General features: G+C 48.0%; 9 protein-coding genes. All 9 read left to right on the forward strand.

Features of this window, described 5'->3' with window-relative positions:
• The first annotated feature begins 87 nt into the window (after positions 1-87).
• The 9 genes from gmd (at position 88) to H579_RS0100120 (ending at position 17,065) form a co-directional block, all read left to right on the forward strand.
• Positions 88-1,062: a GDP-mannose 4,6-dehydratase gene (gene gmd, locus H579_RS0100075; RefSeq protein WP_028298973.1), complete on the forward strand. Its 975-nt coding sequence runs from the start codon at positions 88-90 to the stop codon at positions 1,060-1,062.
• On the forward strand, positions 1,062-1,997 hold the full coding sequence (locus H579_RS0100080) for a GDP-mannose 4,6-dehydratase (RefSeq protein ID WP_028298974.1): 936 nt from the start codon (positions 1,062-1,064) through the stop codon (positions 1,995-1,997). Before gmd ends, H579_RS0100080 begins: the two co-directional genes overlap by 1 nt.
• Before the next feature lie 136 nt (positions 1,998-2,133).
• Positions 2,134-2,967 carry an ABC transporter permease gene (locus H579_RS0100085; protein ID WP_084623763.1) on the forward strand — a complete coding sequence of 278 codons (834 nt, stop codon included), beginning with the start codon at positions 2,134-2,136 and terminating at the stop codon, positions 2,965-2,967.
• A complete protein-coding gene (locus H579_RS0100090; RefSeq protein ID WP_028298976.1) occupies positions 2,954-4,189 on the forward strand; it encodes an ABC transporter ATP-binding protein in 1,236 nt (411 codons plus the stop codon). Before H579_RS0100085 ends, H579_RS0100090 begins: the two co-directional genes overlap by 14 nt.
• A 14-nt stretch (positions 4,190-4,203) precedes the next feature.
• Positions 4,204-4,833 carry a DUF4214 domain-containing protein gene (locus H579_RS0100095; RefSeq protein ID WP_028298977.1) on the forward strand — a complete coding sequence of 210 codons (630 nt, stop codon included), beginning with the start codon at positions 4,204-4,206 and terminating at the stop codon, positions 4,831-4,833.
• Between the two features lie 216 nt (positions 4,834-5,049).
• Positions 5,050-5,301 (forward strand): hypothetical protein, encoded by a 252-nt coding sequence (locus H579_RS0100100; protein WP_028298978.1) that lies wholly within the window; start codon positions 5,050-5,052, stop codon positions 5,299-5,301.
• Positions 5,302-8,715: a glycosyltransferase family 4 protein gene (locus H579_RS23570; protein ID WP_051227159.1), complete on the forward strand. Its 3,414-nt coding sequence runs from the start codon at positions 5,302-5,304 to the stop codon at positions 8,713-8,715.
• 448 nt (positions 8,716-9,163) lie between these two features.
• Positions 9,164-13,003 carry a DUF4214 domain-containing protein gene (locus tag H579_RS0100115; protein ID WP_028298979.1) on the forward strand — a complete coding sequence of 1,280 codons (3,840 nt, stop codon included), beginning with the start codon at positions 9,164-9,166 and terminating at the stop codon, positions 13,001-13,003.
• A gap of 108 nt (positions 13,004-13,111) precedes the next feature.
• Positions 13,112-17,065 carry a beta strand repeat-containing protein gene (locus H579_RS0100120; RefSeq protein ID WP_028298980.1) on the forward strand — a complete coding sequence of 1,318 codons (3,954 nt, stop codon included), beginning with the start codon at positions 13,112-13,114 and terminating at the stop codon, positions 17,063-17,065.
• Positions 17,066-17,301 lie beyond the last annotated feature (236 nt).

Genomic DNA, 17,301 nt, shown 5'->3' on the forward strand with positions numbered 1-17,301 from the left:
TTTTCTATCTTTCTCACTCTAAAGGTCTGCGATTAACAGCTATCCAAACGACTTTGAGTTTATTTAAAAGGAAAACAAGGGCTTATCATGAGTCAGAAGACCGCACTGATTACTGGAATTACGGGGCAGGACGGTGCCTATCTAGCTCAGCTACTACTGTCACAAGGTTATCATGTGTGTGGCTTGGTGCCTCGCCGAAGTACATCAGAGGTAAATCTGGTTCGTTTGGAGTGGTTGGGAATCACTAAAGAGGTTGAGCTGGTTGATGGTGATCTGCTGGATCTATCGGGATTGGTTCGCATTGTACAGCGCATTCAGCCCGATGAAGTGTTCAATCTGGGTGCTCAGTCCTTTGTTAAAACATCCTGGGATCAACCTATTTTGACCGGACAGGTTTCCGGTTTAGGTGCGGTAAATGTACTTGAAGCGCTACGCTTGATTAAACCGGATGCCCGTTATTACCAGGCATCCACTTCTGAAATGTATGGCCTTATTCAAGAGCCACTGCAATCGGAAAAAACACCTTTCTATCCTCGCTCCCCCTATGCCGCAGCCAAACTGTATGCGCACTGGATGACAGTGAACTATCGTGAAAGCTTCGATATGTATGCCTGTAGCGGTATTTTGTTTAACCATGAGTCACCTCTGCGTGGCCTTGAGTTTGTGACCCGTAAGGTCACTGATGGTGTGGCAAGAATTAAAAAGGGCCTGGAAACCGAACTGCGCCTGGGGAACATTGATGCGAAACGTGACTGGGGGCATGCCCGTGATTACGTGAAGGCGATGTGGCTGATGCTGCAACAAGATCAGGCGGATGATTATGTGATCGCTACCGGTCGTACGACTACAGTGCGCGATATGTGCCGGATTGCTTTTGATTATGCCGGCCTGAATATGGAAGAGCATCTGGTGATCGATCCAGCATTTTTCCGTCCGGCAGAAGTGGATATTTTGTTGGGGGATGCCAGTAAGGCACGTGCTCAACTAGGTTGGGAAGCGGAAACCTCTTTGGAAGATATGATTAAAGAGATGGTTGAAGCGGATCTGGAACGTTTAAGCTGATGACCTCGTTATTGCTGACAGGCAGCACCGGTTTTGTAGGCGAGCGCTTTTGCGAACGCATTGCACAGGCCGGTAGTGCCTGTAGTGGTGTAACCCAGCTCAGCCGCTTTAACGGTTCAGTGCTGGATGAGGATAATGTCCGTCGTCAGATTGAGGCATTGCAGCCGGATGTGATTCTGCACCTGGCGGCCTTATCCCATGTGCCGACCTGCCTTGAGCAACCAGAGAAAGCCTGGGCGGTCAATACTACGGGTACTTTGATGCTGCTGCAGGCCTGTGTGAAATATAGTCCGGCTACCACCTTTATCTATGCAGGGTCTTCTGATTGTTATGGTGCCAGTTTTAAAACGCTCCAGCCAATCACCGAAGCAAGCTTGCTGCAACCTCTGAACCCTTATGCGGCCAGTAAAGCCGCCGCTGATTTGATGGTGGGACAATACGGTATGAGCGGAGGGCTTAAGACCATAAGGCTGCGCCCCTTTAACCATACCGGCAGCCACCAGCGTCAGGATTTTGTAGTGCCTTCATTTGCCGCTCAGATTGCGGCGATTGAAGCCGGTCTGCAGCCTGCCGTCATCAAGGTTGGCAATCTTGATGCAGAGCGTGATTTTCTGGATGTTGATGATGTTATCAGTGCCTATTTTACTGTGATCAGGCAGCTAGAGAGCATTGATAGTGGTAGCGTGTTTAATATTGCCTCTGGTCAGCCCCGCAGTATTCGCTCTATTTTGGATGAGCTCTTGAAGCTGGGAACAGAAACTATTCAGGTCGAGTTGGACCCAACACGACTGCGACCCTCTGATATTCCTACGGTGCAGGCGGATAGTCGTCGCTTGCAACAAATGACCGGATGGAGAGCAGAGATCCCCTGGAGTGAGACCTTAAAGGGGATTTTGGCTCAACAGCGGCAGCGGTTAGCCCGCAAAAGTGACTAAGCATCTGCCTTAAGCGTCCAGGCCTGCTTTACTTGAAAGAAGAACTTGAAAGAAGATCGCTGTGCCGGGTTTTACCAGGGCAAAGCACTTGAGTTTGGAACTATTTATCTACTGAGTTATAGCATTTATGCCAAATATGCCTTCATCTAGCCAGACTCTTCATGATATCAAACAGAATAAGCCCAGTATCCGGCAGCAGCTTCATGTGCTGCTTGCTTTTGTGCGCCAGGACCTAATTGAGCGTTATTCAGGCTCTTTGCTGGGAGGTGCCTGGTCTCTTGTGATGCCTTTGATCCAGATTTTGATCTTTACACTGATCTTTTCCAAGATTATGGGGATGAAGCTGGCGACGTTTGGGGCGGACCTGACCGAGTATGGTTACAGCATTTATCTGGTTTCCGGTATTCTGGCCTGGAATGCCTTTTCCACGACAATGTCGCGTACATCCAAAGTGTTTTTAGAGAAAGCCGCATTGATTAAAAAGGTTCCCATGTCTTTGAAAATGCTGCCTTTATATATTCCTGTGAGTGAAACGGTGATCTTTGTTATCGCCTACCTGTTTTTCACTGTCTTTCTTGTGTTAATCGGTTATCAGTTTTCCTGGTTATGGCTTTGGTTACCTGTGATCTATGTGCTACATCAGATGATGGCATGGGCTATTGGTTTTATTTGTGGGGTTCTGAGCGTTTTTATCCGTGACATTAATCAGATGGTTGATGTGGGATTGCAGGTTTGGTTCTGGGCGACACCGATTGTATATGTTTTGGATATTGTACCGGAAACGATGCAAACGCTGATGAGCTGGAATCCGGCGTTTTGGTTTATAGACAGTTATCATCAGGTGATCCTGTATCAGAAAATGCCAGAGATGAGTTATTTAATTGCGACAGCTGGCATTGGTGGCCTGGCTTTAATTGTTGCTTATAAGTTATTAGGTAAGCTGGAGAAAGATCTACGTGACTTCATTTGAGCAGGCGACGCCCCCCGTTGTGGCAGTTAAAGGCGTGAGTAAAGGTTTTCGCTTATATGCCAAACCTTTGGATCGCCTGAAAGAGGTCATTTTGCGGCGTAGCTATCATCAGCGCCATGAAGCTTTACGTGACATCTCGTTCGATATCCGACCGGGAGAAACCCTGGGTATTCTGGGAAAGAACGGCGCGGGCAAATCCACTTTACTGAAACTGTTAACCGGTGTGCTATTGCCAGACAGCGGTCAGATTAATTGCTATGGAAAAATCGCGGGATTGTTGGAGCTGGGGGCAGGCTTTGATTTCAATCTGAATGGCATACAGAACATCCGCATTAATGGCTTGTTGCTGGGCATGACCGATGATGAGATCAACAGGCTCCGGGATGAGATCATCGAGTTTTCAGAGCTGGGTAAGTATATCCATGAGCCGTTGCGAACTTACTCTTCGGGCATGGTCATGCGTTTGGCCTTTGCTATAGGTATTCATGCCAGTCCTCAATGCTTTGTTATTGATGAGGCCTTGTCTGTCGGTGATGGGCGTTTTCAACAAAAATGCGTCCAGAGAATTAAGCAGTTTAAGCAGCAAGGCGGAGCTATTATCTTTGTCTCTCATGACATGAATGCCATTAAAATGCTCTGTGATGAAACTATCGTTTTAGAGCAGGGGAAAGTGGCCTATCGTGGTGCTCCTGCTGAGGGTGTGAATTACTATTACCGCATTATGAGTGCAGCAGAAGATCAGGCTATGCTGGCGATTGATAGTCAGGACCATGGTCATCAGTATGGTAATCGTAAGGTGGTATGTGACCGGGTATCCCTGATTGGCTTAGGGTCTGGTAGTCATAGCCTGACCTGCGGTGAGCAAGCTCAGGTTGATGTGGTGTTTAGTGCGCAAGAAACCGTGATGGACTTGACCGTAGGGATTATGCTCCGTGATCGCTTTGGTCAGGATCTCTATGGCACGAATACTCACCTTCTGGGGCATGAACTCATCATATCCGCCGGAGAGCGCAAGTGCATGCGGTTTAGTTTTGATATGCATCTGGCTCCGGGGGTTTATACATTAAGTGTTTCATTGCACAGCCAGCAGAATCATACCGAAGACTGTTATCACTGGTGGGACGATGCCGTGGGCTTTGAGGTGGCAGGTACAACGGGTACATCGTTTGCTGGTGTGTGTAATCTGCAGGCTCAGGCTGATGTTGTGGTTTCAAAGGATTAAGATTAAGGAAGGCTATGTTTGTACGTAATAATCCGGGTATCGATTACGACAACCTGGAAGGGCAGGTACAGAGTGTTCTGGACAATAGTCATGTGCAGGATAAACAAGCCGATCTGTTGCTGGATCTGTCACTGTTTGAGGTGCCTGAAATGGCATCAGATCAGTCCCTCGCCCTCAGCGCCCAAGCGCTGTTTGACAAACAGGGTGAAGAGTTTATAACTCAGGCCTATATCACATGCCTGGGGCGTATGCCGGATTACGACGGTTTATCCAGTGGTCTGATGCGGTTAGCCTCAGGGGAGTCAAAGCAAGATATTGTGATGACCCTGATGATATCGGAAGAGGGGATGGCTAAGGGGCGTACGCTGGAAGGTTTTACACTTTCAAAGCGACGCCGTTGGTTGTTTGAGAACAAGAAACACCCTGTCCTGGGCAAGCTGCTGCGCTGGTTACTGGCCTTATCTGAGTTGACGCGTATGCAGCGGCGGCTTAATCAGTTGGAATACCGTGTCTGGCAGCAGGAACGTCAATATCTTGAGCAGACCACTCAGTGGCGTAAAGAGCTGTTGCGGGTCAATCAAGGTGTCGCAGCGGAACTGCAGCGATTAAAAGAGGCCAGTGACGGGAAAAAGAAGACGCTTTGATAGCGGGCTTCTTCTTAATAGACGTGATTCGTTCAGTGTTCAGTAATACGCACTGTTTCTCTGATCCGTTTTCCTCTCGTGTGTTAACACCTTAGGTAGCGCTGCGTTTCCTTTAACTTGTGGCCTGTTCGCAGGTTTATTCTTCCGGTATATCTGTAAATTCTTATTCAATCTATTCGGTCTTCACGATGGGATCGTGAATAATGAGGCTCCAAAGTGTCAGATCAAAATAGTTCTACCCTGACCATTCATCAATACACCCCTTCTATCGCTGTTGGTGATGGCGTTGGTCAGGGGATCTTATTTACCCAGCGGCTCCTGCGGTCCATGGGGATCTCGTCCGAAGTTTTTGCTCATGACATTCCACCGGAACTGGCCGCACAGGTGAGGCCCGCAGATACGTATTCGGACAATACCGGTCAGGTACTGTTGATACATCATGCGATGGGCCATGGTTATGGCGATTGATTGGCTGGGTTGTCAGGTAAGAAGTTTCTCGTCTACCACAATATTACCCCGGCCCATTTTTTTGCGGACAATGATCCTATTCAGAGTTTGTTGGCCCAGGGGCGTCAGCAGCTGGTGCAGTGGCAGTCCTGGTTGCAGGGGGCGATCGGTATGTCCCCCTATAATAGTGATGAGCTAATACAGGCGGGTTTTAGTACCAGGGATGTTGCCAGTATTCCTTTGCTGGTTGATTTAGAGCAGCTGGCGCAGCGTCGCCCTGACGAAGCTTTGATGGCGTCATTCAGTCAGCAAGAGCGGCCTGTTTTATTATTTGTTGGACGTTTAACGGGTAATAAAAGACAGCTTTTTCTACTGGATGCGATGCTTCATCTGAAACAGCTATTACCTGCTAAGCAACTGCCCAGACTGTATCTGGTGGGTGGTGGTGATACCGCTTATCAGAAGGCGCTGGAGCAAAAGATTGTTCAATATGGCCTGGAAGCCGATGTGGAGATCACCGGCAAGGTGAGTGAAGCCGCTTTAACCAGCTACTACCTTTGCGCAGATGCCTTCGTGTGTGTCAGTCAACATGAAGGCTTTGGTATGCCGTTGATTGAAGCGATGTTCTATGATTTGCCGGTCATCGCTATGGATTATGGCGCCATAGGCAGTACTTTAGGTCGCTCGGGCCTGTTATTGGATCAGGGGCTGTCGGCGGAGCAGTTGTCCACAACGTTGGCGGTTTTCCTGCAAAACCCTGAGCTGAGAAGCCGGCTGATCTGTAGTCAGCGTGAAAACTTGCAGCGTTTCTTGCCTGCTGAACTATACCGTGAACTCTGTCTATTTCTGGAGCAGCATCAGGTTGCACTGCCAAAGGATGTGCAGGGCGTTTTCACGGGAGCTGACTGTTTGGTTAAATCCCCAGGGTATGGGCATTATCGTGTCGAGGGCCCCTTTGATAGCAGCTATAGTCTAGCGCTGTTAAATAGGGAGTTGGCTAGGGCACTTGAGCAGGTAAAACCGGGCCAGGTGGGCTTGTTGAGTACAGAGGGTGGCGGTGATTTTTATCCTGATGCGGACTTTTTAACAGAACGCCCCGAGATTGCATCTATTTATAAGCAGGGCTCTGAGATGAGGCAGGCTTTTGATGCCTCTCTGCGTTTGCTCTATCCGCCTCGAGTCAATCGTATGCCGGGTATGTTGCGGGTGATGGCTAACTATGGTTGGGAGGAGTCTGTTTTCCCCGCTGAGTACGGCCAGGGCTTTAATCGTACCCTCAATCTTGTCACAACAATGTCACGTTATGTGAGTAAGGTGCTGCGCGAAAGCGGAGTCTACGCGCCCACCCGATGTATCGGCGTGGGGGTAGACCATATTGAGCGGATTCAGGCCGAACCTTTGCCATCCGATCTGCTGGAGGCTATTCAGGGGCGACGGGTTTTCCTGCACATCTCATCCTGTTTCCCCCGTAAAGGGGTGGATGTTTTGTTAAACGCCTGGAGTCTGGCCTTTCGTTATCCGTCCGGTGAAGAGGAGCCGCGGGTTATTCTCGTGCTTAAGACGTTTACCAATCCCCATAACGATGCGGTGCAACAGCTTGCAGTATTAACAAACGAGCTGAGTCGACAGGGGCTGTCATTACCGCCTGTTTATATTATTGAAGAAGATTGGCGCGATGGTCAGATTAAAGCCCTGTATCAGCACAGTGACGTACTGGTTGCACCCAGTCGTGGCGAAGGCTTTGGTCTGCCAATGGCTGAGGCCATGTGGTTGGGGGTGCCGGTTGTGACAACAGGCTATGGCGGACAGCGGGATTTTTGTCACGAAGATAATAGCTGGTTGCTGGAATATCATTTTGCACGGGCTAAAACCCATATGCAGCAAGCCGGTTCTGTTTGGGCAGAACCCAGTGTTGAACATTTGAGTGATATCCTGAGCGGTTTCTATCATCAACAGGCTGCTGATTATCAGCCGGAAATGATCCAGCAAAGAACCGATCGTGCGCGTAGGCTCATGCAGCAGCATTTTTGTTGGCATCACGTGGCCGAGCGTCTGAATCGTTCGCTGGGTCAGGCGATGGAAGCGGTGCAGGCCCCTCCAGTCCAAAAGCAGGCTCTGCGTTTGGGCTGGGTGTCTACCTGGAACAGTAAGTGTGGTATCGCGGCTTATTCCGCTTATTTGCTGCGGCCAATGGCTGCGCCCGCTTCTCCTCTGGCCGCGGCTTGTGATCAGAGCTGGGTGCTGGCCAATACCGATGCCCAGTTGATTCAACCATCGGATGATGTACTGACCTGTCGCGGGAGTCACGATGCTGATCAGAGAGTAGTACGTTGCTGGCGGTCTGGTGGCGATCAGGGGGAGGGTCAACTGGATCAGCTCTATGATACTGTGTGTAACCTGTCTTTAAACCAGTTGGTGATTCAGTTTAACTTTGGTTTTTTTAATCTTGGGGCATTAAAAACGCTGCTCAGACGGCTGCAGGCTGACAAGGTTAAAGTGATAATCTGCTTTCACTCCACAGCCGATGTGTACTGGGGCGATGTTAGAAAAACATTGGTCGACCTGCTGCCTGAATTAAAACAGGTGGCCGGTGTGTTAGTGCATAGCTGTAGAGACCTGAACCGTCTGAAAGAGTGGGGCGTCATCGATAATGCGATGCTATTCCCTCATGGCGTGTCTGTCCCGGATGATAGTGTGTCTGTTCTGAATGATAGTGTGTCTGTTCTGGATGATAGTGACCCTGTGTCTGTTGTCGCTTCGTCTTCAGGCCAGAAGGGTAGCTCTATAATAGAAGGCCATAGCGAAGTGCAGAATCGTCATCGGGCGATGCCAGACTTGACGGGTAAGCAGGTGATTGCCAGTTACGGTTTTATGCTGCCTCATAAAGGTATTGAAACCTTAATTGATAGTTTTGCGCTTTTACAGAAGGCGCAGAGTACTGAACAGCCATATCACCTGCTGCTGGTGAATGCCCTGTATCCTGTTGAGCAATCAAGTGAGTTGCTGGAACTGTGTTATCAGAAAGTTCGCCACTATGGCCTGGAAGAGCAAGTGAGCTTTATCAGTGACTTTTTACCTGAAGAGGAGTGCCTGCACTGGCTGAAGCAAGCCGATGTGGTTGTGTTTCCCTATCAGCATACACAAGAATCCTCATCGGCAGCTGTTCGAACAGGGTTAGCGTCAAAGACTCCAGTGTTATGTACGCCACTGGATATTTTCGAAGATGTTGAACAGGCCGTTCATTTCTTGCCGGGAACAACAGCGGCAGATATCGCGCAGGGGGTGCAGGATGCGCTGGAAAAACTCAGCGATAAGAATGAACGTGAGGCTTGGTTAGCTCGTCAACAACAGTGGCTGGATCAGCATCAATGGCCGGTACTTGCCGAGAGAATGGTGGGTGTATTGAGGGCTTTAGAGCAAACAGACGAGCACTGATTTTATGCAGGATATTGACTCTGGTATGGATGCGGAAAAATGTGCTAGCATCTGTTCGCTTAAAAATGCCTGCATATATCATGTGGGGTATGCCCTTCTGGCAAAAAAAATTGATCTGTAACAGTCAACTGGAAAAGTTAAGAAGTCATGTGATGCCGGTCACATACTATAACTTTTAACCTGTGGCAGACTTGCTTTCACTGAAAGTTAGGCTACCGCCGACAGGCAGCCGTAAGTTGAGCAGATTGGGAAACGCTGGCCTTGAAACGTAACGGTCGGTAGCCATCTGGCTCGCTAAAGATTGAGTATGAGCAGATTAAGATCTCTGTAGTATTGACTACAGGGCAATAAAGATTGGAGCCGACGGGTTCCAGGAACTGTCACTTAGACGCCCAGGATTATGGATAAGCAGTCCAAGTGAACAATCAACGTTAACGGAGAAGTTAAAATGGCAACTGTTTCTGAACAGATTCAGGAAATTTACATTGGCCTGCTGGGCCGCGCGGCAGATAAAGAAGGTCTGGAATACTGGACGGCACAAGTAGAAGCAGGCAACATCACTGTTGACCAGGTTCGTGCTAACGTTGTAGACAGCCAAGACGAATACGCGACTGGCCTGGGCGCTATGAGCCGCGAAGATGCAGTAACTGAACTGTATGCTCGTATGTTCGAGCGTGCTCCAGAAGCTGAAGGTCTGGAATACTGGGTAAACGGCGAAGGCAAAAACGTAGACGTTGATGAGCTGGTTATGGCTATGTCAGCGGGTGCTTCTGAAGATGACACCGCTGTACTGGTTAACAAATCTGCTGCAGCTGAGTACTACACTGCAAATGCAGCGGCTTTCTCTGCAGAAACTGCAACAGCAGCAGTAGCTGACGTTGATGCAACGGCTGAGTCTCTGGCAGCTTCTAAAGCAGCGACTGACGCTATCGTAGCGCCAGAGCCAGAGCCAGAGCCAGAGCCAGAGCCAGTTGATGGTGATACCTTTGAACTGACATCAGGTACTGATAAAGGTGCTGATTTTACTGGCACAGACGGTAATGATTTCTTTGACGCTGGCCTAGTACAAAACCAGTGGGCAGGCGGTGTATCTAACTCTCTGTCTTCTGCTGATGAGCTGGACGGTGGCGCGGGTAACGACACTCTGAGTGTTGAACTGGTTCCTGAATTCTTCGGTGCATCTGGTGTTTCCACTATGGAAGTGCAGCCAGAAACTAAGAATATCGAAATCGTTGAGCTGGAAGTTCAAGACGGTTTTGCAGGCAACACTGTAGTTATTGACGCAAAAGACATGACCGATATCGATAAAATCGGTTCCAAGCAGTCTGACGGTGATCTGGTTATCGAAAACCTGACCACTCTGGATTCTAACGGCAACACTCGTAACACAGAGTCCATCACCATCACGATGGATCACACCGACAACTTTAACTCCGACGGTGACGCATCTGATCTGACAGTATACTTCGACGAAGATTACCTGCTGGCTGGTCGTATTGAAGACTCTAACACTATTCAATACGAAGTAATGAACCAGGACGCATGGGATCTGATCAACCTGACTGGCAACACTGAAGTTGAATTGCTGGACGGCGTTATCTTCCAACACCTAAGCTTCGTTCTGAACGGTGAGACTGTTGATCTGACAGAAGCACTGAACGAAAACGGTGATGACCTGGCAATCCGTACGCACGAAGATCTGGCAGCTGCGATCAACAACGCACTGGTAGAAATGGGTCTGGACAGCCAATTAAGCGCGATCGTTGGCCCTAACTTCACTGAGCGTACTGCGGTACAAACTGGTGACGAGCGTGACGCCCCAACTGTACAGATCGTAGGTCAGCCTGGTGTTGAACTGACAGCAACTGAAGACAACGCCTTCTTGGCTCCAGTGCCAGAAGCAGAACGTGAGGTTCAGGCTTCTAACCGTTATGACCGTGCAGGTGTAACTGTACAAGACGGCCGTGACGAAGACATCACTGTAAACATCGAACTGCACAAAGTAGGTCGTCATGGTGAAGGCGGTAACCTGGTTGTAGGCGGTAAGTCTATGGACGGTACCGAAGGTCATGGTGTTGAAGTATTCAACGTGACTGTACTGGGTGCTGACGCCTCTACTGGTTTCAACGGTAAGCCAAGCAACCTGGGTCAGCTGACTTCTACTAATGGTGATCTGCATACTATCAACATTGCTAGCGAAGAGCGCTCTGACGACAGCTACGCAAGCCTGACTATTCGTGGTGAAACCACTAATTTGGGTAGTAATGACACTGATGCTACCGATCAACAGGATGGTTCAGCTTCTCCATTTGGCGGTAACTTGAATCTGGTTAATGCAGCAGACTTTAAAGGTGATCTGAGTCTGGGTATTGAGACCCGCGTTGATAACCTGGGCGAGCTAGTTGCAACTGGTGGTGGCAAAGTTATTTATTGGGGTGAGAGCACTGGTGAAATCACTACTGGTGGTGCTGATGATTACATCAACGAACTGAACTCTGGTGCGACTATCGATAGTGGCGCTGGTGATGATGTTGTTATTGTAGATGCTGCCGATGATACTGTTGAAATCGATGCTGGTTCCGGTAATGATGTAGTTGATCTGCTGCCTACTGAAGCTCTGGATACTGACACTGATACAGCTGACAACACGGGTACTAAGTTTGACGTAAGCGTTGAGCTGGGTGCTGGTAACGATGTTCTGAAAGCGAACGACGAAGACGTAACTGTTGATTCCGGTTCAGGCGATGACGCCATGTATCTGGAAAACACTGGTGATAAAGGTGTAAGTGCAGTTGTAGATCTGAGCAATGACTTTGGCTCTGGCGCAGATGACAACATGGAAGATAACATTGACATGGGTTATCAGCTGCTGTTGGGTCGTACTGTAACTGTTACCTTTAATGGTGATCAGGGTGTAAATAACAACAATGTTGACGCTTACACTGACGGTTTTGAGGCGACTGCAGTAATTGCTGCTGGCGAGCTAGGTGGTACGTACAACTACCTGACGTCTAAAGCAGATCTGGATGCAGCTATTTATGCTGCAATCGCAGATAGCCCGGTATTGTCTAAGTTAGTATCTTATAATGGCGTTTCCTTTACTTCTCTGGTTGACGGCGACGACAACCAAGTACAGGTAACTATTAGTGAAACTGACTGGACTGATGCTCAGCACGAGAATATTGAAAACGAATACCAGTCTTACGTTGACTACTCAGAAGCAGATGTGAGCACTGAGTACGCCGGGTACACTGTAACTTACGATCTGGCTGGCGGCTCTGACTCTACTTTCGCAACTGATAACACTGTTATCATCGCGGCTGGTCAAGACGTTGTTGCACTGTCTTCCGATAATGACTCTAACGATACTATCGTATTTACACTGTCTGACTTCGGTACTACTTACATCAATAACTTCGACGGTAATGATGCACTGGACTTCTCTGCATACTTGAACAACCGTGAGTCTGTAAGTGGTTCTGTAGTGACTGAAGAGCTTATCGCTATTGATCTGGATGATGATCTGGAGCTGAGAGCAAACGAAATTACTACTCTGGACTTTAACGATGGTGATAACACAGAAGTTAATACTTTTGCTAAGCTGGATGAAGGCAACCTGTTAGACGTATACAACCTGACTGCTGAAACTTACAGCAACAGCACTACTAGCGTAGAGTTGGTTGGTGGCACGGGTCACTCTGTTGTAATGGTTGAGAACGATGCGAACGAAGGTGAATATAAAGTATTCTACGTAGACTTCGACGGTACTGATGGTGAAGTTGGCAACGTTGATTACAAAGGTATCGTAGACTTTGGTGCTTCTGGTACTCAGGTTGAGAGCCGCTTCGCTCTGAGCATCACTGCTTCTGGTTCGACTGAAGGTGGTGGCACTACTGATCCAACTGATCCAACTGATCCAACTGATCCAACTGATCCAACTGATCCAAGCAACATCATGGTTGATCAGGACCTGACTGCAGTTGACGGTACTGTTGAAGTATTCGAATACGCAATTGACAGCTCTACTGGCAGTGTAATCTCTACTGCTGGTGGTGACTTCACTATCACTGGTTTCACAGTTGGTGAAGACAGTATCGTATTCAACGATGTAGCGACAGGCACTGTAACGACTGAAACTTTCGTTGCAGCTGTGACTGTTTCTGAGTCTGGTATCAACAACAAGACTGATGTTATCTTCGACGCTAACTCTGACGGCGTAGCGAACCAGCTAGTACTGGCTGGTGTTGTAGATGGCGATCTGTCTACTGTAGACTTCAGCGTAGCGTAAGCTTAGTTACTTAGTATTATTGTGATGTTTGTCTGATTATTTTTGGACAAACATCACTAGACTGAATTCGAAGCTTTTAAAGTTTAAAAAGTTTAAAGGACAAACATAATGGCAATTCAAAAGTCAACTGATGCTTTTCAGATCGTTCAGACTGCTGGTGATACCTACCAAGGCAACGCTGCTGATCAGATTTATCAGATCTCTCCAACCCTGACTAGTGCTGGTGATGTAATCACTATCATCGACCAAGGTGGTAGCAACACTATTGAGCTGGCAGGCGGTCTGACTATTGCTTCTAGCATCGTAACTTCTAACGAAGCACAGCTGGTACTGAGCAATGGCGCTATCATCAACATCCGTGGTGCTGATACCTTTACTTTCTCTGTAGGTGCTAACACAGCTGCAGGTCAGACAGGTGTTTCTAAGACTTTCGCTGAGTTTGCAACTGATGTGCTGAGCGTAACTCTGCCGGCAGAAGGTGAAGCAGCAGTAACTTCTGATGCTGGTGCAACCATTGAAACGGGTGGTGCTGTTACTCCAACAGATCCAACAGATCCAACAGATCCAACAGATCCAACAGATCCGGTTGAAGGTGACACATTGACACTGACAGCAGACAATGATGATATCGCGAACGGTACCGATAAGTCTGACTTGTTTGATGCGACTGCGCAGGGTTCCCTGCAGACGGGCGACATCCTGCTGGATAACTCCACGACAGATAACGACGTACTGAATGCTACTGTGACTGGCGCAAGCGCTGAGCCTCGCATTCAGAATGTTGAAACCGTTAATATTACGGGTGAGTTTGTTACAGCTGGTATGGATCTGGGTCTGTCCAGTGGCATTAACACTCTGACGGTAGATACTAAAGTTGCCGGTGGTACTGCTACTGTTACTGATGCAAGCTCTCTGAATGCAGCTGCAATCGTTGCGGGCGATAACATCAAGACTTTGAATGTAACATCACTGTCTTCTGGTACTCGTGACTCTGTTGCTGTTGATGCGAATGAAGCTAGTGCTGTCAATGTGACTGGTAGTGGTGGTCCTGATGTTTATGCCATTGAACTGGCTGAAGATGCAACGCTGACACTGTCTACGTTGACGTCTGCCGGTGATCAGATTGATGTTGCTGTCGCTGGCGATGCAACTATTGATGCCGGTACTGGTGGCACTGATAATGGTGAGTTGGATCTGAATATTGCAGCGGATCAGGATGCTGAGATTACTCTGAGTGATGCAGCAAAAATCAATGCTGAGAAAATGGCTCTGTCTGGTGCGGGTAACATCACACTGAAAGTTACTGATGGCGTAGCGTTGGCTCAGTCAACATCAGGCACTTATGATGGTACCGCCATCACTGATAGCTCCACTGGTACGACAACCGTTCAGGCAACTGCACTGGCAACTGGTGCAGACTTACGTCAAGCAGTGGTTGATGTGGTTGATGTGAATGGTGTTGCTGCTGCTACTACAGTTTTAACAATCAATCAGGCATCTGAGCTGCTGCTGTCTGGTGATGCTGAAGGCTTAACCATTGGCATTGATAACGCTGACAAAGATACTGCCTTTACCAAAGGTACTCTGAATGTCACTGTTGCAGATGCGCAAACCACAACAGGTCTGACTACAGCTGCAACGGTTGAAACTCTGGTTATGAAGGCTGAAGCAGATAAAGATTCTGATACAGACCTGGATGACAACGGTGCACATGAGGCGACGTTAATTGTTGCTAATGTTGCCTTGAACGCTGCAACGACTGCGCTGGTAGTTAATGGTGATGAAGCACTGAAACTGACCGCTGTTACTTTGGGTGCAGATGACCAGGTTGTAACCGCGTCTAATATGACGGCTGGCCTGAATGTGACGCTGGCAGGCGCTTTTGATGGTGTTGTTGTTGGTGGTCAGTCTAGCGATAGCATCACTACAACACTGGGTAAGGTTTATGATATCCAGGGTGGTGATGGTAACGATACTATCAGCGTGAATGCTGCTGCTGCTGGTACCGAAGTACAGGGCGGTGCAGGTAACGATACAATTACATCGTCTGGTAATGCGATCAAAATTGATGCTGGTGCGGGTGATGATACGGTAACGGCTAAAGGTACGGCGGCTGGAGCAGAAGAAATCACTTTGGGTGAGGGCGCTGACAAGGTAAAAGTATCGGCCAATACATCAGGCACTGTTGTAAAAGACTTTGCACTTGGTACTGATACTGTTGTTCTGAATGGTGGCACCGCTACAGGTAATATCGATCTGACAGATGTTACTGTCACTGATGGCGCTTACATTATCGGTGATGCAGGTAAAACTGGTACTTTAGAAGCTGGCGAATGGGGTATTACCCTGGAGAACGGCGGCTCTAAACTGACTGCAACTGACCTGTCTGATTCTGTGCAGCTAAGTGGTGTGACAGCTCTTGATGCTTCTACCATCGTGGCTGGTAGCAAGGATGACAGCGTTTCTGTTGCTGCAGATGAAACAGCAACCATCACCACTGGTGCGGGTTCCGATAGTGTAACGGTTAACGTTGGTTCTACTGCTAAAACAACGGCTACAGTTAAAGACTTCACCGTGGGTGAAGATACAATCCATGTTTCAGGTACATCAGAAGCAGATCTGTCTCTGAACCTGAATAATGTAGCTGCCTCTAGTGGTATTTACACAATTGGTGGTAGTACAGCTACGAGTGGTGCCGCATTCAAGCTGGAAAATGGCGGCTCTAACATCAACACTGAAGACAATCTGACTAGCATTGTTCAGCTATCTGGCTTTACTGCTGTTGGTACAACAAAAGCTGTGTCTGTAACAGGTGGTACATTCAGTGATAGTGTTACGCTGACCAGTAATAGTTCTGCAGGTCAGGTGACTTATAACTTCAGCAACAACGGTGGTGTCGATACAGTCACTCTGACCAATGCTGCTGGTGATGAGCGTCTGAACTTCAATAGCCTGACTGGCATTGATAGTGCGCAGGGTGTTGTTGAAAAAGCGGCAGATGCAGCTAAAACAGCTGATGCGACTGATGGTGCAGTATACATCTTCGCTGATAGTGCAAATGGTGCTGGCAGCTCTAAGATCGCTACATTCGGCTTAGATATTGCGAACGGTTACACTCAGGATGTCGTTGATGCTGAAGTTGCTGCATTTATTGATGCTAATATGGGTGTGAGTGCCGGTGAGTCTTATGTTGTTATTATTAACGACACCTCAACTAGTGCTTATAATAATAAAGGCAGTTATGCTAACCCAGGCGCTACGCATGATGCTTTTGCATACAAGGTAACCGGTAGTGCTGATGGCGTCCAGGTAGGTGATATTGAACTGATTGCTCATATTGATACTACCCCAACAAGTGATGTTGTTGATTCTAAAGACATCACGGGTGGTGCAGCATCAACAACATTTATTGTAAGTGATAATGGTGCTAACCCAGCCGTTGCGACGTCTCTGACTGGTCTTGATTCAAGCTTTACTACGGTTGACATTAACACTACCGCAGCTGTTGATCTGTCAAGCTCAACACTGGCATCTTCTGGTCTGACTCTGGATCTGGATACTGCTACTACAGCGACTAACGTAACTCTGACTGCAGCTCAACTGAAGTCATTGTACGATACTACGAATACTACTTATGGTACCCAGTTGGTTGCAGATTCTTCTGATAGTATTACAGTCAATACACTGAACGGTCAGACTGGTGTTGTTGGTACAGCTGCAGGTGATACTTTCGTATTTGCTAACACAGATACCGGTGTAACTATAACTGGCTTCGTTGCAGCGAACGACAGTATCCAGCTGGGTGGTACAACTGCAGCTGTAGCCCTAAATGTTGCAGGTATCGACGGTTCAGAAAACCTGATTTTAGATACTGCCACAAACTTGGGTGCTAATGCAGTATCTATTGGCGACCAGAGTGGAGGCTCTGCTGTTAACTGGGCGGTTGCTTCCGATACTGGAGAGATCTACTACGATGCAGATGGTGATTGGACTGGCGGCGTTGTACTGGTTGGTACGGTAACAGCTGATACTCTGACTGCAGCTGATTTTACTGTTGCCTGACGGACTGTCTTGCCTTGCTAATTTTTATTAGCAGGCTGCTCAAAATCGCCTATATGTAAGATGGTAGGCCCTATCGCATGTTTTTAACGTGATAGGGCCTTACTTTTTATAGTTTATTTACTCTCTCCTCTCTTTATTTTTAGATAATATACTTGCGTTATTAAGGCTCATTGACGTTGGGTATGGACTCTGCTCTGAGAGTTATAGCAGAATAAGTATTTTTTCAGAGAGGATAA

This window comes from Oceanospirillum beijerinckii DSM 7166 (assembly GCF_000422425.1).
Taxonomy (GTDB): domain Bacteria; phylum Pseudomonadota; class Gammaproteobacteria; order Pseudomonadales; family Halomonadaceae; genus Oceanospirillum; species Oceanospirillum beijerinckii.

Bases quoted from the DNA above. Each gene is read 5' to 3' on its own strand.
- H579_RS0100085 (WP_084623763.1), top strand. From the start codon at position 2,134: ATGCCTTCATCTAGCCAGACTCTTCATGATATCAAACAGAATAAGCCC.
- H579_RS0100120 (WP_028298980.1), top strand. From the start codon at position 13,112: ATGGCAATTCAAAAGTCAACTGATGCTTTTCAGATCGTTCAGACTGCT.
- H579_RS0100115 (WP_028298979.1), top strand. From the start codon at position 9,164: ATGGCAACTGTTTCTGAACAGATTCAGGAAATTTACATTGGCCTGCTG.
- gmd (WP_028298973.1), top strand. From the start codon at position 88: ATGAGTCAGAAGACCGCACTGATTACTGGAATTACGGGGCAGGACGGT.
- H579_RS0100080 (WP_028298974.1), top strand. From the start codon at position 1,062: ATGACCTCGTTATTGCTGACAGGCAGCACCGGTTTTGTAGGCGAGCGC.
- H579_RS0100095 (WP_028298977.1), top strand. From the start codon at position 4,204: ATGTTTGTACGTAATAATCCGGGTATCGATTACGACAACCTGGAAGGG.